General features: G+C 23.2%; 21 protein-coding genes. 10 read left to right on the top strand and 11 right to left on the bottom strand.

Translation table 4 applies throughout. The annotated features are described in order from the left end of the window. Nucleotides 1-46: 46 nt before the first annotated feature. The 3 genes from parC to VBM87_RS02565 form a co-directional block, all read right to left on the bottom strand. Nucleotides 47-2632, bottom strand: a complete 2586-nt coding sequence (gene parC / locus VBM87_RS02555) for a DNA topoisomerase IV subunit A (RefSeq protein ID WP_323177248.1) — start codon at nt 2630-2632, stop codon at nt 47-49. Nucleotides 2633-2643: 11 nt separating this feature from the next. Continuing rightward, the gene (gene parE, locus VBM87_RS02560) at nt 2644-4554 is read right to left on the bottom strand and encodes a DNA topoisomerase IV subunit B (protein WP_323177249.1); all 1911 of its coding nucleotides are present in this window, start codon (nt 4552-4554) and stop codon (nt 2644-2646) included. 104 nt (nt 4555-4658) lie between these two features. Then, nucleotides 4659-5663 (bottom strand): hypothetical protein, encoded by a 1005-nt coding sequence (locus tag VBM87_RS02565; protein ID WP_257075765.1) that lies wholly within the window; start codon nt 5661-5663, stop codon nt 4659-4661. Between the two features lie 145 nt (nt 5664-5808). On the opposite strand from VBM87_RS02565, the gene VBM87_RS02570 reads away from it, so the two are divergent. The 6 genes from VBM87_RS02570 to VBM87_RS02595 all read left to right on the top strand — a co-directional run bounded on the left by VBM87_RS02570 (nt 5809) and on the right by VBM87_RS02595 (nt 13502). Next, the gene (locus VBM87_RS02570; RefSeq protein WP_323177250.1) at nt 5809-7950 is read left to right on the top strand and encodes a Tex-like N-terminal domain-containing protein; all 2142 of its coding nucleotides are present in this window, start codon (nt 5809-5811) and stop codon (nt 7948-7950) included. A gap of 2 nt (nt 7951-7952) precedes the next feature. After that, nucleotides 7953-8768 carry an HAD family hydrolase gene (locus tag VBM87_RS02575; protein WP_323177251.1) on the top strand — a complete coding sequence of 272 codons (816 nt, stop codon included), beginning with the start codon at nt 7953-7955 and terminating at the stop codon, nt 8766-8768. Between the two features lies 1 nt (nt 8769). Further along, nucleotides 8770-10554, top strand: a complete 1785-nt coding sequence (locus tag VBM87_RS02580; RefSeq protein WP_323177252.1) for a hypothetical protein — start codon at nt 8770-8772, stop codon at nt 10552-10554. Nucleotide 10555: 1 nt separating this feature from the next. After that, entirely contained in the window at nt 10556-11551 is a 996-nt protein-coding gene (locus tag VBM87_RS02585; protein WP_323177253.1) for an ABC transporter ATP-binding protein, read from the top strand. A gap of 72 nt (nt 11552-11623) precedes the next feature. Continuing rightward, the gene (locus VBM87_RS02590) at nt 11624-12535 is read left to right on the top strand and encodes an RluA family pseudouridine synthase (RefSeq protein ID WP_323177254.1); all 912 of its coding nucleotides are present in this window, start codon (nt 11624-11626) and stop codon (nt 12533-12535) included. A gap of 13 nt (nt 12536-12548) precedes the next feature. After that, the gene (locus tag VBM87_RS02595; RefSeq protein WP_323177255.1) at nt 12549-13502 is read left to right on the top strand and encodes a hypothetical protein; all 954 of its coding nucleotides are present in this window, start codon (nt 12549-12551) and stop codon (nt 13500-13502) included. 532 nt (nt 13503-14034) lie between these two features. Here the strand turns inward: VBM87_RS02595 and VBM87_RS02600 are convergent. After that, a complete protein-coding gene (locus VBM87_RS02600; RefSeq protein WP_323177256.1) occupies nt 14035-14286 on the bottom strand; it encodes a hypothetical protein in 252 nt (83 codons plus the stop codon). 125 nt (nt 14287-14411) lie between these two features. Between VBM87_RS02600 and VBM87_RS02605 the strand changes: the two genes are divergently transcribed. Beyond that, nucleotides 14412-15008, top strand: coding sequence for a ribonuclease HII (locus tag VBM87_RS02605; RefSeq protein ID WP_323177257.1), 597 nt, complete (start codon nt 14412-14414; stop codon nt 15006-15008). Between the two features lie 67 nt (nt 15009-15075). Here VBM87_RS02605 and rplS read toward each other — a convergent pair whose 3' ends face one another. From rplS to hprK, 7 genes are all read right to left on the bottom strand, one after another. Then, a complete protein-coding gene (rplS, locus tag VBM87_RS02610; protein ID WP_257075774.1) occupies nt 15076-15426 on the bottom strand; it encodes a 50S ribosomal protein L19 in 351 nt (116 codons plus the stop codon). Continuing rightward, nucleotides 15411-16097: a tRNA (guanosine(37)-N1)-methyltransferase TrmD gene (gene trmD, locus VBM87_RS02615; protein WP_323177258.1), complete on the bottom strand. Its 687-nt coding sequence runs from the start codon at nt 16095-16097 to the stop codon at nt 15411-15413. The genes rplS and trmD overlap by 16 nt, the downstream gene beginning before the upstream one ends. A gap of 9 nt (nt 16098-16106) precedes the next feature. Then, nucleotides 16107-16361, bottom strand: coding sequence for a 30S ribosomal protein S16 (gene rpsP / locus VBM87_RS02620; RefSeq protein WP_257075776.1), 255 nt, complete (start codon nt 16359-16361; stop codon nt 16107-16109). Nucleotides 16362-16482: 121 nt separating this feature from the next. Further along, nucleotides 16483-16683 carry a 50S ribosomal protein L28 gene (gene rpmB / locus VBM87_RS02625; RefSeq protein ID WP_257075777.1) on the bottom strand — a complete coding sequence of 67 codons (201 nt, stop codon included), beginning with the start codon at nt 16681-16683 and terminating at the stop codon, nt 16483-16485. An 87-nt stretch (nt 16684-16770) separates the two neighbouring features. Continuing rightward, nucleotides 16771-17685, bottom strand: coding sequence for an NAD(P)/FAD-dependent oxidoreductase (locus tag VBM87_RS02630; RefSeq protein WP_323177259.1), 915 nt, complete (start codon nt 17683-17685; stop codon nt 16771-16773). A 1-nt stretch (nt 17686) separates the two neighbouring features. Next, nucleotides 17687-18661 (bottom strand): prolipoprotein diacylglyceryl transferase, encoded by a 975-nt coding sequence (gene lgt / locus VBM87_RS02635; protein WP_323177260.1) that lies wholly within the window; start codon nt 18659-18661, stop codon nt 17687-17689. Further along, the gene (hprK, locus tag VBM87_RS02640) at nt 18654-19583 is read right to left on the bottom strand and encodes an HPr(Ser) kinase/phosphatase (RefSeq protein ID WP_323177261.1); all 930 of its coding nucleotides are present in this window, start codon (nt 19581-19583) and stop codon (nt 18654-18656) included. Before hprK ends, lgt begins: the two co-directional genes overlap by 8 nt. A gap of 868 nt (nt 19584-20451) precedes the next feature. Between hprK and VBM87_RS02645 the strand changes: the two genes are divergently transcribed. The 3 genes from VBM87_RS02645 (at nt 20452) to VBM87_RS02655 (ending at nt 23489) form a co-directional block, all read left to right on the top strand. Continuing rightward, complete coding sequence (locus VBM87_RS02645; RefSeq protein WP_323177262.1) at nt 20452-20721, top strand: hypothetical protein; 270 nt, start codon at nt 20452-20454, stop codon at nt 20719-20721. Nucleotides 20722-20873: 152 nt separating this feature from the next. Continuing rightward, on the top strand, nt 20874-22718 hold the full coding sequence (locus VBM87_RS02650) for a ribonuclease J (protein WP_323177263.1): 1845 nt from the start codon (nt 20874-20876) through the stop codon (nt 22716-22718). A gap of 3 nt (nt 22719-22721) precedes the next feature. Then, nucleotides 22722-23489 carry an MAG0110 family membrane protein gene (locus VBM87_RS02655; protein ID WP_323177264.1) on the top strand — a complete coding sequence of 256 codons (768 nt, stop codon included), beginning with the start codon at nt 22722-22724 and terminating at the stop codon, nt 23487-23489. Nucleotides 23490-23560 lie beyond the last annotated feature (71 nt).

Here is a 23560-nt window from a genome sequence, read left to right on the forward strand (position 1 = left end):
AAATAAATTCAAATAAATAAAAATATGTTGTCAAGACAACATATTTTTATTTAATATTTAATCTTTTAAGAATTTCATCAATATCTAAAGATAAGGCATCATCAATATCTTTAGAAGCTTTTTCTAAAACTATTTTTTCATCTTTTGTTTCTTTAAAATATTTATTTTCTACTTGTTGTATAGAATTAAAATTTGTATTAAAATCAGATATTAATAAAGCTTTTTTAATATTTAAATGCTTGATTTTTTTAAAATCATAATTATTTGCTGGACCTAATTCTAGATCTGAAATATTTTTACAAATAAATTCATTATTATCTGTCACAATGAAAATTTTTGTATTAGAATTATAAATTTCACAACCTATTATATTAATTTGATTATATTTAAAAGTTTCAAATAATTTTTTACCTAAATTTTTTTTATTTGTTTTTTGTATTTCATTGCAATTTACAATTTTGAAAGTATTGTTATTTGTTAAAAAACAAACATTGCTGTCAGAGTTTATAAAAGCAAAAGTACTTATTTGATCATCCAAAGATAAATTACACGATTTAGTACCGTTGGTTTTCAAACCATAAATTTGAATATCATTTTCACTATAACGAGAAATTAAATTCTTTTTAGTAATTATTAAGATATCTTTTAATCCATTTGTTAATTTTGCACCTATTAATTCATCATCATCATTTAATTTAATTGCAGTGTATGATTTATTAAAACGAGTAATTTCAAAATCCTTTAATTCTACTCTTTTACCAAGAGCATTTTTAGTAATCATTGCTACATAAAAATTTTCCTTGAAATTTTTTGCATTAATTATGCTTACTATTTTCTCATTATTTTTCAAATCTGCAAAATTACTTAGATGTATTCCTATATCTTTTCATCTAGTTTCTAAAATTTTATAAACAGGTACTTGTAAATAATTACCTAAATTAGTAAAGAATAATATATTATCAAGAGTATTTACGCTATCATAAAATAGAATACTATCATTTTCTTGTATAGCAAAATTATTTAATTGATTTGATTGTTTGATTTTTTCACTAAAACGTTTTAAATAACCATTGCTTGAAACACTTAAATATACTTTTTCATTTTTTATTAAATCACTTTCATTATATGAATTATCTAAATTAATATCAGTAATTATAGTTTTTCTTTCTGATCCATATTCTTTTTGAATAGATTTTAAAATTTGAATTAATCAATTATTAAATTCATTTTCATCATTTAATAATAATTGATAGTGCGCAATTTGTTTTTCTAATTCTTCTTTTTCTTTTAGAAAAAGAGTTTTATCAGTTTTACTTAATTTATATAATTTCAATTCTGCTATAGCATTAGCTTGATTTAAAGTAAATTCAAAATGTTTAACAAGGTTTTCTACAACACCACTTTTAGAATTTTCACTTTCTCTTATTACTTTTATTATCTGATCTGTAATTTCTGCTACTTTAATAAAACCTAAAACTATTTCTAAACGTATTTTAAATTTAATTAAATCATAATTTAATGCTTGTATTTTCACATGTTTTAAATGATTTAAATATCCATCTAATAATTCATTTAAATTTAATAATTCAGGAGAATAATTTTTAATAGCTACATTATTATAGTTATAGTAAATTTTCATTTCTGTTTTTTGCATTAAATAATTTAAAATAATATTTTCATTGGCTTTTAATTCCAAAGTCAAAAGAATGCTAATGCCTTGACGATCCGATTGATCTTTAATTTCTAATAATCCCGAAAGTGAATCATTAAGAATTATAAGATCAATATCTTTGACTAATTTAGATTTGACAACACCATAAGGAATTTCTGTAATTTCAATATATTTATTTTTATTATCTTCTCAAATATGATATTTTGAAGTTAAAGTAATTTTACCCTTACCAGTACTAAAAGCATCAACAATTCCTTGTGTCCCATGAATGATACCACCTGTTGGAAAATCTGGGCCTTTAATATATTTCATTAATTTATTGAGAGAAATATAAGGATCTTTTATTTTTGCAATTGCTGCATCTAAAATTTCAATTAAATTATGCGGCGGCATTTCAGTTGCAAAACCAGATGCTATACCTTTTGAACCATTAAGTAATAAATTAGGAATTAAAGCTGGTAAAACTGTAGGTTCTTTTTCTGAATCATCAAAATTAGGAGCAAATTTAATTGTATTTTTATCTAAATCATTTAACAATAATTGTGCTATTTTAGCTAATCTTACTTCTGTGTAACGCATAGCAGCTGGTGGATCATCATCAATAGATCCAATATTCCCATGCATTTCTAAAAGATTTTGTCCCATTTTTCAATCTTGCGATAATCTTACCATTGCTTCATAAATAGATGAATCTCCATGTGGATGATATTTACCTATAACATCTCCTACAACTCTTGCTGATTTTTTAAAAGCTTTGTTATATTGTAAACCTAAATCATACATTGAATATAAAATTCTTCTCTGTACCGGTTTTAATCCATCTCTAATATCTGGCAATGCTCTTTGTTGAATAATATATTTAGAATAACGACTAAATCTATCACTAATTATTGAATCTAAATTTTCTTGAATTATTTTATTAAGTAGATTGTTTAATTTTTCTTCTTGCTTTTTATTCATTTAATATCCTATTAGATTTGAAAATCATCTTCCATTGTAAATTCAACATTTGCATTTATTCATTCTTTTCTTGGTTCAACATTATCACCCATCAAAGTTGATACTCTTCTTTCAGCTAAAGCAGCATCTTCAATTTTTACTTGAATTAAAGTTCTTGTATCTGGATTCATTGTAGTTTCTCACAATTGCTCAGCATTCATTTCGCCTAATCCTTTATATCTTTGAATTTCTGAATTTTTAAATTTTGCATCTTTAATTATATTTTTTAAATCTTCTTCATCTCAGGCATATTTAATTTCTTTTTTATTATTAGTTATTTTAAACAAAGGAGGTAAAGCAATATAAATCATTCTTTTTTCTATTAATTTGCGCATATGTCTAAAGAAAAAAGTTAATAAAAGTATTTGTATGTGTGCTCCATCAGTATCTGCATCAGTCATTATAATTATTTTCCCGTATTGTGCTTTTTTTAAGTCTAATTCATCGCCAATACCAGCGCCAATTGTATTTATAATTGTAGCTATTTCTTCATTTTTTAAAATTTCTAAGAGTCTTGATTTTTCTGTATTAATGACTTTACCTCTTAAAGGTAAAATAGCTTGATATTTTCTATCTCTTCCTAGTTTAGCTGATCCACCGGCAGAATCACCTTCAACAAGAAATAATTCTTTTTCTTCTGCTTTTTTTGATTGCGCAGGTGTTAATTTACCACTTAAAATTTGTTTTTCTTTTAAGGCATTTTTAGTATTTCTTGCTTCTTGTCTTGCTTTTCTTGCTGCAATTCTAGATTCATAAGCTTTTTTAATTTTGTTAAGAATCTTTCTTGCTAATTGTTTATTTTCATTGATTCAAATTCTTAATTTTCGTGTAACAATTTCTTCAACAACGTTCTTTGCTTCTGGAGTACCTAATTTTTCTTTTGTTTGACTAACAAATTCTAAATATTTTTCTGGTATTTTTACACTTAAAATAACAGTTAAACCTTCTCTTATATCTTCTGCCTCAAAAACACTTTTACCTTTGTTTATTTTTTCTTCATTTGCAAATTCATTAAAAACTTTAGTGAAAGCTGATTTCAAACCTATTTCATGTGTTCCGCCATCTTTAGTTTTTACATTATTTACAAAAGATAAAATTGTTTCATTATAGCTATCTGTATATTGAAAGGCAAAATCTACTTCAATGTCATTTTTTGAATCATTAAAAGAATAAATATCACTAATTGATTCTTTGGAATTATTTATAAAATTAATAAATTCTTTTAAACCTTCTAAATAATGAAAATCAATTGTTTTATTTTTAAATTCATCAGTTAATTTAATTTTTAAATTATTAATTAAAAAACAACTTTCTCTCAATCTTTCCATTATGATATCAAAATTAAATTTTGCATTTTTAAAAATTGAATAATTAGGTCAAAATTCAATTTTTGTACCTTGTTTATTAGTTTTGCCTATTTCTTTAGTATTTTGAATAATATGATCACCATTTTCAAAAATAGTTTCATAAATTTTTTTATCTCTGTACACTCATGCAATTAGTTTATTGCTTAAAGCATTAACCACAGATGATCCCACTCCATGTAATCCGCCTGAAGTTTTGTATGCTCCTTCATTAAATTTTCCTCCAGCGTGCAATTCAGTAAAAACTAACTCCACAGCAGATTTTCCAGAAGGAGTTTTTCCTACCGGTATTCCTCTTCCATTATCTTCAACAATAACAGAATTATTTTTTGTTAAAGTTACATTAATTTCATTTGCAAATCCTGCTAAGGCTTCATCAATAGAATTATCAACAATTTCTCATATTAAATGATGAAGACCATTAATATCAGTACTACCTATGTACATTCCTGGACGTTTTCTAACAGCTTCTAAACCCTTAAGTTGTTGTATGCTAGATGCATCATATTTATTATTCATAATTAAAATATTACAACATTAAAATAATAATCATCTTAAAAGTTTTAAAAGAATAATAATAAAAAGCGCAAAATATTTTAAATTTTGCGCTTCATTATATTAAATTAATCTAACTGTAATGGTAAATTTTGAAGTAAATCAATTAAATAAACATCTCTTAAAATATTGTGAGCTGGATATTCTTCATCTTGTCATTTGAATAATTCTCTATCTAATTTTATTCATGAATAAATTTTATTTTGATGTTTATCTATATAAAAACCAAAACCTTTGTCTCAAAGATTTAATTCTTCTACATAGTGAATAATATTTTCAAAACCTTCTTCATTTAATTTTTCAACATCTGATAAAAGTTGATATTTTGTATGTAAATTATAAATAATTGATTCTTCTAAAGGAAATGAGAAATTTAATGGAAATTTTGGACCGAATAAATAACTTTGTTCAAAATTACGACCGTGAATTTTGCCTTCCATAAATAAATAAGAATTAGTTTTTAAAATTTGGCCATCAACATCTTGGTCACTTACACCTATTCTTATATTTTGAATTTTTCACTTATCTTTAGTTTCATTATTTTTATTGTAAAAAACATGTCCTAAAACAAATTTTAAATTTGCATCTTTAGGTAATTCAGATAACATAAGTGAATCAGTTACTCAATCTAAAGAATCTCATTTAGTAGTTGATTTAGTAAATACTTCTTCATCAAAAGCTTGAATTTTACGTGGATAAGGACCTTTACCTTCATATTTCATTCCAGCTAATTCATAAGCTGGTTTTAAAAGTAAATCCTCACTTTTAACAACATAATTATTTTTAACTTTTTTAATTCTTGATATAGTTCAACTTGCTGTAATTAAGGAAATAATTACAAAAACTATAGTTGCAATAGTTAATACTCATCTAACAACATTATTTGGAGCTAATTGATAATTAAATATAGCCACAGCTAACAAAACAACCATTCAAATAGCCATTAATAATGAAAGAAATGAAAACACTATATGAAGAACATATTTAGAATCTTTTTTAAGATTGTAATCAACAACGTTCTTTCTAAAATGTTCGTAGTTTTCATCTAAGAAAGTTTCATAATTTTTTAACATATTATTCCTTTCGTTTTTATCATTCATATATTAGAATTATAAAACATTTGATATATAAAAATATTAAATAATTAATATTAATCTTAAAGCTAAAAAAATATTAAAAAAGTATAATGTAAATATATTTATTGAGGGAAATAAAATTATGAATATATCTATTAAAAATGTTGCAAAAAAAATAAAATTAAGTGAAATACAAGTACAAACTGTTTTAGAATTATTATCTCAAGGTGCCACAGTTCCCTTTATTGCAAGATATAGAAAATCACAAACGCAAGGATTAAATGAAGAACAAATTCAAGAAATTGATAATTTATATCAATATGATATTGAATTAAACAAACGAAAAGAAACTATTTTAAATAAACTAAATGAAGCAAAACTTTTAACTTTAGAATTAAAAAATAAAATAGAAAATGTGGAAACAAAAGCTGAGTTAGAAAATATTTACGAACCCTTTAAAATAGGTAAAAAAACAAAAGCCAGTGAAGCTATTGCATTAGGATTAGAACCATTAGCTAGAAGTATTTTTGACGCCAATGATGATAAATTTAATCCTTTTAAAGAAGCTAATAAATATTTAAATGAAACAGTTGTTTCAGTAGATTTTGCTATTGAACAAGCTAAATACATCATCAGTCAATGAATTTCTCAAGATATAGATATAAGAACTTTTGTCAAAGAGCAAATTTTTAATTATGGTTGAATTATTACTAAAAAGAAAAAAGACGCTAATGATGAAAAACAAATTTTTATTAATTATTATGATCATAAAGAAAAAGTTGCATCAATTGAAAATCATAGAATTTTAGCAATCAACAGGGCTGAAGAAAAAAAGATTATCACTTATAATATAGAATTTAACGAAAAAATTATTAAATATAATTTAAACAACAAATTATTTAAAATTAAATCAACGGGTAATATTATTTATGAAGCTTTAATCGATTCTTTAGAAAGACTAATATATCCTTCAATTATTAGAGAAATTAAAAATGATTTATTCTCTAGAGCAGAAACACAAGCCATTAAGATTTTTGCAAATCAAATCGAAACAATGCTTTTATGACCAGCAGTAAAAAATAAAACTATTTTGGCTATTGACCCTGGTTATGCTCATGGTTGCAAAATAGCAATTTTAAATCCAAATGGAAAAGTTTTAAAAATTGAAAAAATCTATCCTCATGAACCACAAAAACAAATAATTAAATCTCAAGAAATAATTAATAAACTTTTAGATAAATTTAAAATAGATATTATAGTAATTGGCAATGGTACAGCTTCAAGAGAAACAGAAGAATTTATTGCTAAAATCATACAAGAGAGAAAACTTAATAATCAAAATAATATAGGTTATGCAATAGTTTCAGAAATTGGAGCTAGCGTATATTCTATATCAGAATCAGCTATAAAAGAATTCCCCGATTTGAGCGTTGAAGAAAGATCAGCAATTAACATTGGTAGAAGATTCCAAGATCCTTTAAATGAACTAATTAAAATTGATCCTAAATCTATTGGAGTGGGTCAGTATCAACACGATTTAAATCAAAAAGAATTATCTAAACAATTAGATTTTAAAGTAAATAAAGTTGTTAATTTGGTAGGTGTTGATGTGAATAGTGCTACTAAAGATATTCTTTATCATATTTCTGGTTTGAACAAAAGAATTGTTGAAAATATTATGGAATATAAAAATAATCAAATTTTTTCATCCAGAGAAGAATTAAAAAAAATTAAAGGAATGGGAAAAAAGGCTTACGAACAAGCAATAGGATTTTTAAGAATTCATAATTCAAAAAATTATTTTGATCGCACTTCCATTCACCCTGAAAATTATGCATTAGCTAATCAAATTGTCAAAATTTTAGAATTAGATTTAAATAATTTGGATAAAAATAAATTAAATCATATCGATAAAAATCAATTAATAAAACAATTAAATAGTAATAAATACGATATAGAGCAAATTATAGAAGCATTAATTAATCCTACTAAAGATATAAGAAATGAAAAGGAAGGTTATAAAATTAAAGATAATATTCTTAATTTAAACGATTTAGAAGTTAATATGTTAATTGATGCAACAATTTTAAATATTACTGATTTTGCCATTTTTGCTTATATTGGATTAAAGGAGACAATTTTTATTCATAAATCAAAAATTTTTATCAACGAAAACCCAATAGCAAATATTCACGATACATTTCAACCTGGTGATAATATAAAAGTTAAAATTGTTGAAATTGATTATGATCAAAAAAGAATAAAAGGACAAATAAATTTATAAATATGTTAAAAAAACCCGATATTATTTTTATCGATCTTGACGGCACAACTTTAGATCAAAAAAAATCCAAAAATAATTTAATAAGTCAATATAACAAAACAATTATTTCTCAATTGCAAAAGAAAAATATCAAAGTTATTATCTCTACTGGAAGAGGAATGCTAGAAAAAACTTTTAATATTAACAAAGAATTAAATTTAGAAAAAAATATAATTTTTTGAAATGGAAGCAAAGTAATGCTTAATGATGAAATAATTTTTGATAAAACATTAGATAAATCAATATTCAAGGAAATTATTAATTTAGCTCAAAAATATAAAATTCTTTCAATCATCAATTCTGATTTTAAAAATCAAACTTATTCAAATAATTTTTGACATAAATTTTCTTTTTTATTTTTAAAACATAACTTAAACAAATATGATCAAATCAATTTTAATCTTGCAGTATATAAAATTATTTTCTGACATTTTAGTAAAAGAAAACTAAATAACTTTTACAAACTTTTAAAACAATATTTTGATATAAAAATTACAGCGGTTTTTTCTGGCAAAAATAATTCTATTATTGAAGTTACAGCGGAAAAATGTACTAAAGGTGAAGCTGAAATATTAATTTGCCAAAAATTAAATATAAATCCTCAAAATTGTTGACATGTAGGAGATACATTAAACGATTTGACAACTAAAAATAAAATTGGAAAATTAATAGCTATGAAAAATAGCAATAAAACATTGAAACAAAACGCAGATTTTATTAGCAAATATAATTATAAAAAAGGCGGATTAGGCAAAACTTTAAAGGAATTAATTGATTAATATGTCATTTCTTAAAACTCAATTAAAAATTTATTTTCGTTATAAATCTACTTATATAAGTCCTACATTATTAACTATTATTTTTATTTTATCTAGAATCTTATTATATTTAATGACTAAAGATTCACCTAACACTTTTGAACAACTTAGTTCATCTTTTGTTATGAATATTTCCGGTATTTTTACAATGTTATCTATATTTGCTTTAGTTAATTTTATTGGTATTACTATATTTTACAAATATCGACAAGAAGGTTTGGAAATTATGCTATTTTCTAAACCTATAAGTCGAAGCAAAATTTATTTTATTAATGCTATAGCTATTTCTCTTGGAATGTTATTTTCATTAACTATTTTTACATTAGGAAATTTTTTAAGTTATTTATTTCTTTATCCTGTTGTTCCGATATTGTACGGTTTAAAAATGACCTTGGCTACTTTTTTAGCCTCTCTGTTAGCCTCTATTTTTATTATTGGTTTAGCTTTATTTATACAAGCTTTTGCAGATTATAAACAATTTCTAATTGTTTTAGCAATTGTTCCATTTGTTATTGTTTTTCTTTTTCTAGTCCTTAAGAATAATTATTTAATTAGTGAAATTAGAACAACCAATCAGTTAACTAATAATTTAATTATTTCACCAAATAAAGATGCACAAAAAACAAATAATCAAATCGACAACATTAAAAATAATATAAATAATGATTTTTTATTGCCAGTTAGAAATAAAGGTATATCTCAAACTTATACAGAATTCAAAGAATATATTGATAATCCTTTTGCCAATACTAAAACTTTACTTAATGCTTTAGATGATAATAAAAACAATTTTTATAATAAAGTAAAATATTTAAATTATACTGAGTATTTTTTAAGAATAATGGGAGCTTTAGATCCTAATTATACAAAGGAAAATGCTTTTGGAAATTATGATTATATACCATTAATAAATCAAAATAATGAATTAGATTTTAGCAAATTAAAAAGCGTTGCTTTAAATCAAGATGGAAATTATTTTATTAAATTAATTGATAAAGATAATAATTTAATAAACTATATAATATTTACTTATGATATAGAAATTATTAGAAATTATTTTAATAATTTATCTACTAATCGTTTCTTTTCTTTTAATAATTACGATCCTACTAATTCAATTAAAAAATATGATAATGATTTAGATAATTTAAAATTATTAAATTTAAATTTTACTTCTCAAATAAATAGATTATATGATAACAATATAATTGATACACAAATGCTAATAAAAAATGAATTAATCAATCAGCAAAATATTAAAGTTTTGGCAATTGAAAATTTTCTTGATTTTCTTAATACAATTAAAACGAATCAAGAAGTTAATAAGTTAGTAACTAATTTTGTTACAATTTTTGAAAATTTATTCAAACAAAATATAAATGATAGTGAGAATCCAATTGTACAATGAAACAATGAGCAAAGAAAAGAAAATTTAAAACGTTTTGCAAAACAACTAGAAGAAATTATTTATAATTCAACAGCAATAATGTTAGCTCTAAAAGTTGTTGCAGATAATGAATTGATTCTTCTTTTAGAGGATATTGATTCAATGATGAAAAATGTTGAATTTATTAATGTTTTATTATCTGAAAGTATTATTAATCCTGTATTAGTTAAAAATAATATTTTAGTTTATAATCGTCAAAGTGATTTTCCTTTATGGTTAGCAATTATTTTACCTTTATCTCTTGGCGGAATTTTTACTTTTTTAGGATGATGAATAACTATTAAAAAGGATTATAAATAAAATGCGTAATATTGTTAAAATAAACAAAAAAATTAAAACATTGAAAAAAGTAATAAAAGCCATTCCACCAATCATACCAAATGAGAATATAGCATTATCAATTCAAAATTTGACTAAAATTTTCAAAAATAAAAATAAGGAAAACCAAATAGCTTTAAATAAAGTTACTTTTGAAGTAAAAAAAGGTCAATTTCATGGTTTTATTGGTGATAATGGAGCTGGTAAAACTACTACTATCAGATCAATTTTAGGATTTTATAAATCAATATTAGGACATATTTACATTAATCAATTAAAAAATAGTGAAATTAGTAGTCGTAATTTAATAGGTTATATTCCAGAAATCGCTATTTTTCCTAAAAATTTAACTGCACTTGAATATTTAATAGAAATGGGTAAATTAAATAAAATCAACAAAAAAGAAGTTATCAACAAAATTGATGATTTACTTTTAAAAATTAAAATGAATAAAGAACAATTAAATAAAAGCGCTTATTTTATGTCCTCGGGACAGAAAAAGAAAATATTATTAATTCAAGCTTTACTTAATGATCCTCAAATTTTAATTTTAGATGAACCTGCTTCTAATTTAGATCCTTCTACTCGTTTAGATTTTTTTCAAATATTAAAAACTTTAAATAATGAAGGTAAAACAATTTTAATTTCCAGTCATATTATCAGTGAATTAGAACAATATATTGATAGTTATACAGTTTTAAAAAATGGTGAAGTTATTGAAAGTATTTCAGTAAAAGATAAATTAAAACAATTAGAGTATAATAAAGAAATCAAAACCTCAAATAATAAACTTTTGCAAATATTTTTAATAGAAAACAGAATAAAAAATAAAATTGATGAAAAAGAAAATAAAATTTATTTAACTATCAATACAGAAAAAGAAAAAATACTTTTAAAATATTTAATTAATCAAAAGATTCAAATTATTTTCTATAAAGATACATCAATAGAATTAAATAAAATGTATTTTAACTTATAATAATTATCACTTAAACTGTTTTATTGCTAAAAATAAAACAGTTTTTGATTTTTTTCTTATATAATAAATAGCATGATAAAACTGGAAGTTAAATATAAAGAAAGAATTGACAAGTATATTTCTGACAATTCACACTTAACTCGTAATGATACCAAAATTTTAATTCTTGAAGGATTAGTTAATGTTAACAATGAAATTAACGTTAGAAAATGTAATTTTATTGTTAATGAAGGTCAAATAATTACTATTTTGAAAACTTTAGATAAAGAGATTAAAATTGAACCTAAAAATATTCCGTTAAATATTATTTATGAAGATGAATATCTAGTAATTTTAAATAAACCATCTAATTTAGTAGTCCATCCTGCTCCTGGACATTATAATGACACTTTAGTTAATGGTCTACTTTATCATTTTAAAAATAATTTATCAGATACTAATGGTTTACTTAGACCGGGTGTAATTCATAGAATTGATAAAGATACCAGCGGTTTATTAATTATTGCTAAAAATAATCATATTCATAATTTACTTAGTGAACAATTAAAAAAACATCAAATTAAAAGAACCTATTTAGCTATTATAGATGGACTTTTAGAACATAAAAATTTAAAAATTAATTTACCATTGAATCGCCATAAAAGTAATCGAAAATTAATTGAAGTTAATAAAGATGGTAAAGAAGCTATTACTAATGTTAAATTATTAAAAACCTTTTATTATGAAAAAAAACCTTTATCACTAATCGAATGTGAATTAGAAACGGGTAGAACTCATCAAATAAGAGTACATTTAGCATATTTAAAACATCCAGTTTTTGGTGATGAAACTTATGGAAAAAAAATAGATAATTTTAATCAAAGATTACACGCTTATAAATTGGATTTTATTCATCCAATAACTCAACAAAAAATAAAAGTTTTTGCACCTGTACCTGAAGAATTTTATATTGCAGATTATAACTTTGAATCTTTATATCAATAAAATAAGGAGTATTATGAATTTAAAAAATTTTTTTCAAAATGCCTATAGTAATCAATATTCTAAAGCTAAGACAATTAAGGATTTTTGAAGTAAATTTGAAAAACCTTATTTAAGGTATTTTTTATTTGGATCTTTAAGCGTATTTATTTTTATTATTTTATTTTTTAGCATACTTTTTACTATTTTAATTATTTTTAAAACTCAGTATATAAATGAGGTATATCAAAGTGTTTCTAATAATAATATTACTAACGCTGAACCAAGTGTTATTTTAAATTTTGCGCACAATAATTTTAATGGCGAGTTAATTTCAAGTAGTATATTATTAATTATTTCTTTTGCCATGACAGCAAAATATATATATTCTCTTAAAGATGTATTTAAGAAAAAAAGTTTATTATATCTGTCAACTCTTGCTAATAATATTTTATATTTATATGTAATCTATAAAATCGTTATGTTAATTTATCAATTAGTTAGATTTAAATTAGTAATTGATTTTATTAATTTTCCAATTCTATCTTCATTATTTATAATAAATATTATTTTACCTTTATTACTTGCTCTTATGTACATTGTTTTTGTTAGTCGTTTAAAAAAATTGAAAATTACTTCTTGAAGAATAAACCAATATGAAAATCTTAAAAAAACAGAGGAATTTTTGAAAAATAATCCAACTGATTTAAATAATATTTTTAAAAATATATTTGGTAATGCTAATGTTTTTTATGAAGATAATAAAGAAAATAATGCTACTGATAATATAACTGAAAGTAAGAGTACAACTCAAGCAAATGAAAATTTAACTGAAGAAGAAATAAAAATTAATCAAGAACGTAAAAAATTAAGTGAATTAAATAATACTACTCTTTATGAAATTGCTCAAAAATTGTATATCAGTGGTTATGAACAAATGTCTAGAGATGAAATAATTGAAACAATATTAAAAACATTAAATAAAAAATAGCATAAATATCTAAATGCTATTTTTTATTTATTAACTTGTCAACAATTAAACTTTTTTTTGCTTTATCTAATCTTAAAATTAATATAAATTATTAAAATTCACTTGAGTACTAATTATTCATTTAATTTTTAAAACATATGATAATATTTTGTAAAGTTTATATTATAAAATTTAATATCTCATGTAATAAATCTAATAATTCTTAAATTCTTTTATATAAAATAATCATTTTCTTTTTTCTTTTTTGAAAGTTAACTTTTTCATAAATTTATTATTACGCAGTATTAATGATAATTTTAGACATAATAAAAAAATGCTTAATTATTCGCATTTTCTTGATTTTGTTTAGTAAATTGTTTTTGATAAAGTGATTAATGATAATTTTCTCAAGACTGTCTGCGATTTATTGATAATCTATTTAAGAAAAAATTATATCTTCTTTTAATTCTTTATATTCTTTTTGAATGGTTTGAAAGACGTCTTTATTCTTTTTAGACACTACTCAAGCAAAACTATCTAATTTAAATTTCAATTAAAAATAATCACGAATTAAATCAGTATAGATTATTTTGTATCTTTCAGAAGCATCATCTCAAAGTTCTCTAATTTCCTGATTAGTATAATCAGCATATTTAGGCATATTTCATTTTTCATCTATTTCACCGACATTACGATTGGTATATTCATTATCATATTTATTTTGTTTTTCTTTTGCAACAGTTTGCTTATCAGTAGTACAACTTGAAACAATAGCAGTAGGTATACTAATGCTACTTACAAGCAAGATCCTATAACAAATTTTTATAATTTCATCTTTAAACTTCTTTGTGGAAAATATTTTGTTTGTCTCTATATTAGATTTATTAATAAAAATAACATATTATTAATGTTGTTTTTTATAATTAAATCATGAATAGAATAGAAAATGATTATTGAGATAAATATTTTAATATTTTGGGTTTAGATGAAGCAGGAAGAGGCGCATGTGCTGGGCCAATTGTAATAGCAGGAGTTATTTTACCTAAAAATTATGAAAATAATTTAATTAAAGATTCTAAACAATTAAGTTCAAATCAAAGAAAAAATATTTATCAAATTATTGTAAAAGATGCATTATTTTATGAAATAATAATTTTAGATAATTTATATGTTGATTTAAATAATCCTAAGCAAACTTCCATTGATGGAATGGAAAAAATTTGCAATAAATTAAAAAATAAATGTGATTTAATAATTACAGATTTTGAAAAATTAAATATTAATTATATAAAACAAATTAATTTAATTAAAGGTGATCAAAAAAGCATTAATGTGGCTGCAGCTTCTATTTTAGCCAAAGTAACAAGAGATAAAATTATGCTAAATTATCATAATTTATATCCTCAATATTATTTTGATAAACATAAAGGCTATGGTACGAAATTACACTTAGAAAAAATTAAAATACATGGTATTTGTCCAATTCATAGATTATCGTATAAAAACGTTAAAAAATTTATTGTTTAGCTAAATAAAATTATAAATAAAAGACATTATGTAAAATGTCTTTTTGCTTGGATAAATAATTATAAAATTAACGTTTAATTTCTTTAAGTCTTGCTGATTTACCGCTTCTATTTTTCATAAAGTAAAGTTTTGAACGACGAACTTTATTAGATCTTACAACTTCTATTTGAGCAATTAAAGGTGAATGAAGTGGAAAAGTTCTATTAACACCAATACCAAAAGATATTTTTCTAACTGTAAAGGTTTCACGTGTTCCTGATTCTTTTTTAGAAATTACTAATCCTTCAAAAATTTGAATACGTTCCTTTTCACCTTCACGAATACGTACGTGAACTTTTACATTATCACCCACGCGAAAATCAGGATGATCATTACGTAATTGACTTTGTTCTACTAATTCAATTAAATTTTTTCTCATTTTTTACCTTTCAATAAATCTGGACGATTTTTGATTGTTTTTTCTAATTTTGCTTTTTGTTTCCATTTTTCAATTTCTTTGTGATTACCACTAAATAAAACCTCAGGCACTTTCATATTTTTATATTCTCTAGGTCTTGTATATTGAGGATAATCTAATAAACCATCATTTTGAAAAGAATCATTTTGATGACTTAATTCATTAATTACTCCTGGAACTAATCTAATAATAGCATCAGCTATGACCATTGATGGTAATTCACCGCCTGTAAGAACATAATCTCCAATAGATATTTCTTCATCAACTAACTCAACAACTCTTTCGTCAAAACCTTCATAACGTCCACTTATTAAGGTTATTTCTGAATATTTTGATAATTTATTTGCCATGTTTTGATTAAAAGTTTTACCCTGCGGAGAAACTAAAATTTTATATCCCCCTCTATTTTTAAGAGAATTTAAAGCTAAATCAATGGGTTCAACTTGTAAAAGTAATCCATGCCCACCACCATATATTTCATCATCTACTTTATGGTGTTTATCTTTAGAAAATAATCTAAAGTCAATAATATCAATATCAACTTGTTTTTTTTCTATTGCTTTATTAATTATAGATTCTTCAATAAATGGTAAGTAATATTTTGGAAACAAAGTTAAAAAATTAATTTTCATACTTAACTATTATTTATTTTTTTGAAATTTTTGATTTAATCCGTGTTTTCTAAACAAGTTATAAACAGTTTCAGTCAATTGAGCACCATTATTAATTCATTTTTGTGTTGCTTCTTCATTTAAATAAAATTCTTTACTTCTTGGATTGTATTGGCCTAAAGCTTCAATAAATTTTCCATCTCTTGGAGCCTGTGCATCAGCTGCTACAATTTTATAATGAGCGTTAAATTTACTTCCTAATCTTTTTAATCTAATTTTAACCATTTTTCTCCTTTTTCTCTGTCAAGCGTTTGTGCTTGACACCAAGCATTTTATTTATTATAATAAATAAATAAAAAAGATAAATAAAAAACTTCTAAAACAAGAAGTTTTTTTATTATTCAACTTAAGCTGAAAGGTTAAAGCCTTTATTTTTAATTGTTTTTGCTGTTTTAGCACTAACTCTTAAAGTAGTTTTTTTACCATTAATTACTACTGTTAATTTTTGTAAGTTAACATTAAATTTACGTTTAGTAGCATTTAAAGCATGTGAACGTTTATTGCCAACTAATGGACCTTTTCCAGTAATTTGATCTACTCTTGACATTAAGGACTCCTTTCAAATATTTAATATTTAAATAACAACAAATAATATTAATATTTTAATATAAAAAATTATTTTTATTTGAAAAAATTATAAATTATCAACAATATGCTTAGCAGCAATTGCTCCATCTGATGCTGCTGTAACAATTTGACGAATTTTTTTATCTCTTATATCACCAATAGCATATAAACCATTAATATTAGTTTGCATAAATTCATCTGTTATAACAAAACCAAACTCATTAGTAATATTTAAGTCTTTAAAAAATTCATTTGAAGGAACAAAACCAATAAATGGGAAAAAAGCTTCTACATTTAATATTTTTTCTTCGTTATTTTTATTTATAATAATAGCTTTTTCTATTTGATTTTCTCCATGTAAAGCTTTTATTTCATGTTCTAAATAAATTTCAACATTATTTAATTCTTTTAATTCATCTACTAACCTTGCTTCGGCAATAAAATGATCATCTTTTACAATTAAGAAAACTTTATTTGCTAATTTAGCTAGAAATGTTGATTCTTCTACTGCGCTATTTCCACCACCTAAAACTAAAATATTTTTATCTTTATACAATGGTCCATCACATGTAGCACAAAAGCTAATGCCTCTAAATTCAAATTTAGAATAATTTTTTATTCATTTTGGTTCTCTTTCTTTCATACCACTCGCAATAATTACTTTTTTAGAATAATAAATTTGTCCATCTTCACAATGAGTCTCAAATAAATCATCATTATTTTTAATTATTTTAAGTACATTACCATAAATATGTTCAGCACCAAAAGAAATAGCATGTTGATAAGCTTTAGTAGATAATTCAAAACCATCTATCATATCAAAACCTAATCAATTTTCTATTTTAGACGTTTTAGTCATTTTGCCACCAGGAGCACTTTTTTCAATTAATGCTACTGATAAATTAGATCTTGAAGCATATAATGCTGCGTTTAATCCTCCAGGTCCAGCTCCTATAATCAAAACATCATATTTTTTTTGCATTTTACCCCCTTAAAGTATTAATGGTTAATTTTTCTTTTGTTCTTTTTGTTTTAAAAAAACGAGTTTTATTAATATGATCTACATAAATTTGTTTATGCGCATAAAAATAATCAAAATAATATTTTTTTCTAATTTTAAGATAATGAACTTTACTAATAAATTCAAAATATATCAAAGCAATTAATCCTGCAATTACAAAACCTATTGAAGCAAAAACATAAATGTTAAAAGAATTTTCTCTTAAAGGTTCCATTGCCATTCTTACTAATCCATATCATATAAAATATAAACCAGCAGAAGATCCTGGTTTTAATAAACCTAATCAATTTATAACTCAAACAATAATTAAATATCCAACTAAATTAGCTAAACTTTCATATAAAAATAATGGATATCTATATAAAGCTGATACATTCAAAGAATCTGAAACAGCATCGCTTATAAAAAGATTTTGAGCAAAATTTTTACCAAAGATTAAAACACTTGACCCATCTCAATCAACTTTACCATAAAGTTCATGATTAGCATAATTCCCCCATCTTCCTATTACTTGACCAATTAAAATAGTAGGAATAATCATGGAAGCAGTTTTTCTTATATCAATGACATCTCTTTTAGTATAAACATAAATAAAATCACATAAAAAAGCTAAAACTACACCACCTTGAATACTTAATCCACCTTCTCAAATAGCATATCAACGACTAAAATCAAAATTACTTTGTGGATTAATAGCTTCTTCGACCAAATCTCAAAGCCTTGCACCAATTATAGCAGTAGGAATAGTTATTAAAATTAAAGTAGATAAGTACTCAAATTTATAATTTTGTCTTTTCCAAAAAATACTAATAGTAAAAATTGAAGCAAGTATTCCTAAAAATAATGTAAGTGAATAAGTTCTAAGTGAAAAAGAGCCTATTTCTAATAATATACCCCCTTCACCAGGACGAAAAAATACATCTGCTAAATTATTCATCTTTTAAATTATTTCTCCTTTCTTCTAATTGTTCTAAAACACTTATGCCCTCTTTTCTAGCTAAAAAAGTACTTACTGCAGCTTCAATTAAAGAAGCAGCAGAAAAACCATTTTTAATTGGAATTTGTGTTTTTACAATAGAGCTATCTAAAATTGGATAACGTAAATAATCTATGCCTAAGCGGTCAAATTGTTGACCTTCAGGAACTACTAATTCTACAACTAAATCAATTACAGCTCCTTGAGCCACTGCCTTAATACCATATGTATATTTAACGTCAATTAATCCAATACCTCTTACTTCTATAAAATTTTTTGTCAAAGCTGGCGAAGTACCATAAAAATTGCCTCCTATGTGTTTAATTAAAACTGCATCATCACTAATAAAAATATGTCCTCTTTGTAAAAGTTCCAATACAGCTTCACTTTTACCTACTCCACTTTTACCAACTATTAAAACTCCTGTTCCACCAATCGAAACTAAACAACCATGTACTTGTTCTTCTTTTGAAAAAAAATCAGTTAAATATGTCCCTATAGTTGTCATAACACTAGCAGTAGACATAGGAGCGCAATAAACAGGTATTTTATGTTTTGAAGCTATATCTATTATTCACTTTTGATGTTGAGGATTTACTCCTTTAGAAAGTATTAATAAAGGAGGCTCAATACTTAGAACTTTATCAATAATTTCATAAGAAGATTTTTTACCTATTTTTTTAAAATAAAGTGATTCAGCTGTTCCTCAACAAATAACATTTTTATAATACTGATTAGTTGTCATTTGACCCGCTAATTCTAAACCAAGTTGTTTGACATCTGGATCTAAAATATTTCGATATAACAAATCTTGATCTTGATTAATAATATTAATTTGAAATTTATTAATAATCTTTTTAACATTTATTGTTTTTTTACTCATTGTTATCCTTAACTAAAATAATTATAATTAATAATTATTAATAAAGTATTATTTTAATTTGGCAAAATAATTCGTAAAATTTTAAAAAATTGATTGTAAATATTTTTTGAATTTCAAAATAAAAAATTGAATATTTTAAAGTAGTATAATTTAATTAATGAGTAAAAAAGTTATTTTTTTAACTTAAATATTTTCAAATATATAACTCTCTTAAAAAGCATAAACTCTTTTGTTTTTATTTCATGATATTTTTAAAAACTTAAAGGGGGCTTATGAAAAAAATAACTTTTTTTCAATTATTTTAGGATCTCTAAGTATATTTTCTGCATCTTTTGTAAATATTTCTACATTTTTTACTAATAATATTACAACAAATTTTTATCATAAACAAGACCAAATTGAATTGAATAACAAACAATATTTTAAAACTTTAATTGCTTAATTAAAAAATAATCTTAATAATAAACAAATACAAGAATTGAAAATCAATATATTTAACCATGCATTGAAAAATTAAATTATTAATTCTAAATATTAGTCAAATTATTTTTTGTATATTAACAACCTTATTAATTGCTTTGCCATTTATTATTAAACAGCAAGCAGATTTAAATGATTATTCCACTTATGGAATATATAAGAATTTTTATTCTGTGGGTTTTTATCTTTATTTATTTTTGTATATCTAATAATTACTAAAATTTACTTTGTTTTTAATAATAATTTAAAAATTAAATATTTATTAATACTATATTTTTTATATAGATATAAGAAAATAAATAGTGAAAATATTAACAAAAATAAAACTATTCTTTCTTATTATTTTTTATTTGTTTTCTTTTTAATCTTATCATTAATTCTTTATTCATTGTTCTTTAATCTGATTAAAAATGAAACTATTATTTATCAGAAAGACCTTTATTTTGATCAGGGTGTGACTCCAGATCAAATTTATGAAGGATATGTTCCTAAAACTTATGATAATGATTTAATAATTAAATCAATTATTTATATAGCTCTTGAAAAAATTTCATTAGGTTCATTATTTTTCTCAGGTTCATTAACAGCAGTATTTAGCCTATATTACATAATTATTTTTTTAGCAAAATATAAAAAAAATGTATATTCTCAAAATTAGAAAAAATTTATGATATTTTAAATGATCAAAATTTTAAAATGATTTTGATCATTTTTTATATATTTTTTTATATTTGCATTAAAATATTAATATTAATTAAACACACGTGCTTTTTTATATCAATTAATATTTAATTTATTAAGCGAGGACAAATGAAACCAACTAGAATAATTCCTCTTGGAGGAGTACAAGAAATTGGAAAATCTACAATGGTTATCGAATATGATAAACATATTTTTATTATTGATGCTGGTATTAAATTTGCCGATATTGCCACAACAGGCATTAAAGGGATTATTCCTGATTATAGTTATTTAAAAGAAAAACAAGATTATATTGAAGGTTTATTTATTACCCACGGACATGAAGATCATATTGGTGGAGTTATTCACTTAGTTAAACAAGTTAATATTAAAAGAATTTTTGCCCCTCGTATAACAATCCAATATTTAAAACATAAATTCGAAGAAAATAAAATTAATTCTAATGTTAAATTTATTGAAACTGAAAAAGAAGCTATTCATTATTTTGGGCCATGTAAAGTTGATTTTTGAAGTGCCCAACATTCTATTCCTGATGCTTTTGGTATTAGAATTAGCACTCCTAATGGTTCTTTAATGTGTACTGGAGATTTTAGATTTGATTATAATCCTATTGGATCTCATTATACTGATTTTGCTAAATTAGATCAAATGGGTAAAGAAGGTTTAACCATTTTAATGAGCGATTCAACTAATGCCATGCGTCCTATGCATTCCCCAAGTGAAAATGATATTTTGAGAGATATTGAAAAATACATGCGCCAAGCTAAGAAAAAAATTATTGTTACTGCATTTGCTTCAAATTTAACAAGAGCCAAAGCTATAATTGAATTAGCTGAAAAATTAAATAAAAAAGTTGTTTCTTTTGGTAGATCAATGGTGCAAGGAATAAAAATAGGCAGAAAATTAGGATATATTGATGTTGATGATAAAGTTTTTATAGACAAAAAAGAAGTAGCAAATACTCCTGAAGATAAATTAGTAATTTTAACTACAGGAAGTCAAGGTGAACAATTAGCTGCTTTATCGAGAATGAGTTATAGTAAACACAAAATAATAAGAATAGAAAAAGACGATTTAGTAATTTTTTCTTCTTCTCCTATTCCTGGCAATCGCATGGTCATTGAATTATTAGTAAATAGATTGACTAAACTTGGGGCAATAGTGAAAGAAAATGGAATTGATGGTTATTTACATACTTCTGGACATGCTTATAAATATGAACATGATAAAATTTTTCAATTAACCAAACCTAAATATTTCTTACCTTATCATGGTGAATATCGTATGTGCGTAGTTCATGCTCAAAGTGCTATTAAAAATGGCGTGAAAAAAAATAATATTATTATTCCTGAATTAGGAAAAGTATACAATTTAATTAATCAAAATATATATGAAACAAAAGAAAAAGTTAATTACGGACCTGTTTATATTGATGGAAATAATGCTTTAAATTTAAATAACAATATCTTGCAAGAAAGAACAACTTTAGCTAATAATGGTTTTGTAAGTATTATTTTAACTGTCGATAGAAAAAATAATAATATCAACGGAAGACCATCATTAATTAGCAGAGGAAGTTTTTATGTTAAAGGTTCCTTAGCATTGGTTGAAGAAGCCAAAAGAATTGCTCATGGTGCGGCATTATATTACATTAAAAACACGCCTGAATGAAACGTTGTTGAATTAAAAAAATTAATTTGTGATCGTTTAGAAAATTTCTTTTATAAAGAAAAAAGAAGAAAACCTATTATCATTCCTATAATTTTATATACAGATGATGAAGATGATTTAATTTTAAAAGATATTCCAATAAAATTTAACAAAAATAATATGGATAAATTTACAAATAAAAATAATACTGATGCTTTAAATGCATTAAAGCAATTTAAAGATGATTTTGCTTCAATCGAGGAAACAGAAGATGATTTATTAGATGAAGATAATGAGGAGTAATTTATGCAAGAAAAACAATTTAACACAAGTTATAGCGAAACTGAAGTTAAACAAAAAAGTTATATAAAACAATCACTTTTTGGATCAGCAATGATGTGATTTGCGATTGATTTAATTTTTGCTTTTCTTTTTACGTTTGCAATTATTAAAATACCTAATGCCATTGATACACTATATAATCAAGGAAATATTACAATTGCTTGATTGATCACAAGTGCCATTTTATTAATTATTGGTTTGTTTGTATTCAATAGAATGAGAAGAAAATTAAATATTATTGGAACTATTTTGTTATCTTTCTTTTTGATGAGTATTATTTCTTTAATTTTAATAATTCCTGCTTTTAAATTTACTGTAGGTATTTTTACATTAAGTCAAATAATTTTAATTTTTCTAATACCAGCGTTTTTTATGTTTTTAGCAGGTTTTTTAGCAACTTTTAATTTTTTTAAGAGTAAATTCTTTTATATAATGATAATTTTTTTAGTAGTAGCACTAATTATTACATCATTAATTTCATGATTTATTTTTAATAAATGACTATATATAGCTATTACTGTTTTAGGTACTTTAGTAACCTTGGGTTATATGATTTTAGATTTTATTTATTTAAGTCGCTTAAATGAAGAAATTAAAAACATTCAAAACCAAGATTTAAAAAGAAAAGAAATATTGGTTAACGGAGTTTATATTGGTTTTCATTTTGCCTATGACTACATTATAATGGTTTTATATTTAATAAGATTTTTAGAATTATTTTGAAATAATTAAAAGACATTGATATGTCTGGTCCAATGCAATGTGCATTGCAACAGAAAAACACCGTTATCCAAATGTGACAA

It is taken from the genome of Mycoplasma sp. 744, assembly GCF_034863305.1.
GTDB lineage: Bacteria > Bacillota_I > Bacilli_A > Mycoplasmatales > Metamycoplasmataceae > Mycoplasmopsis.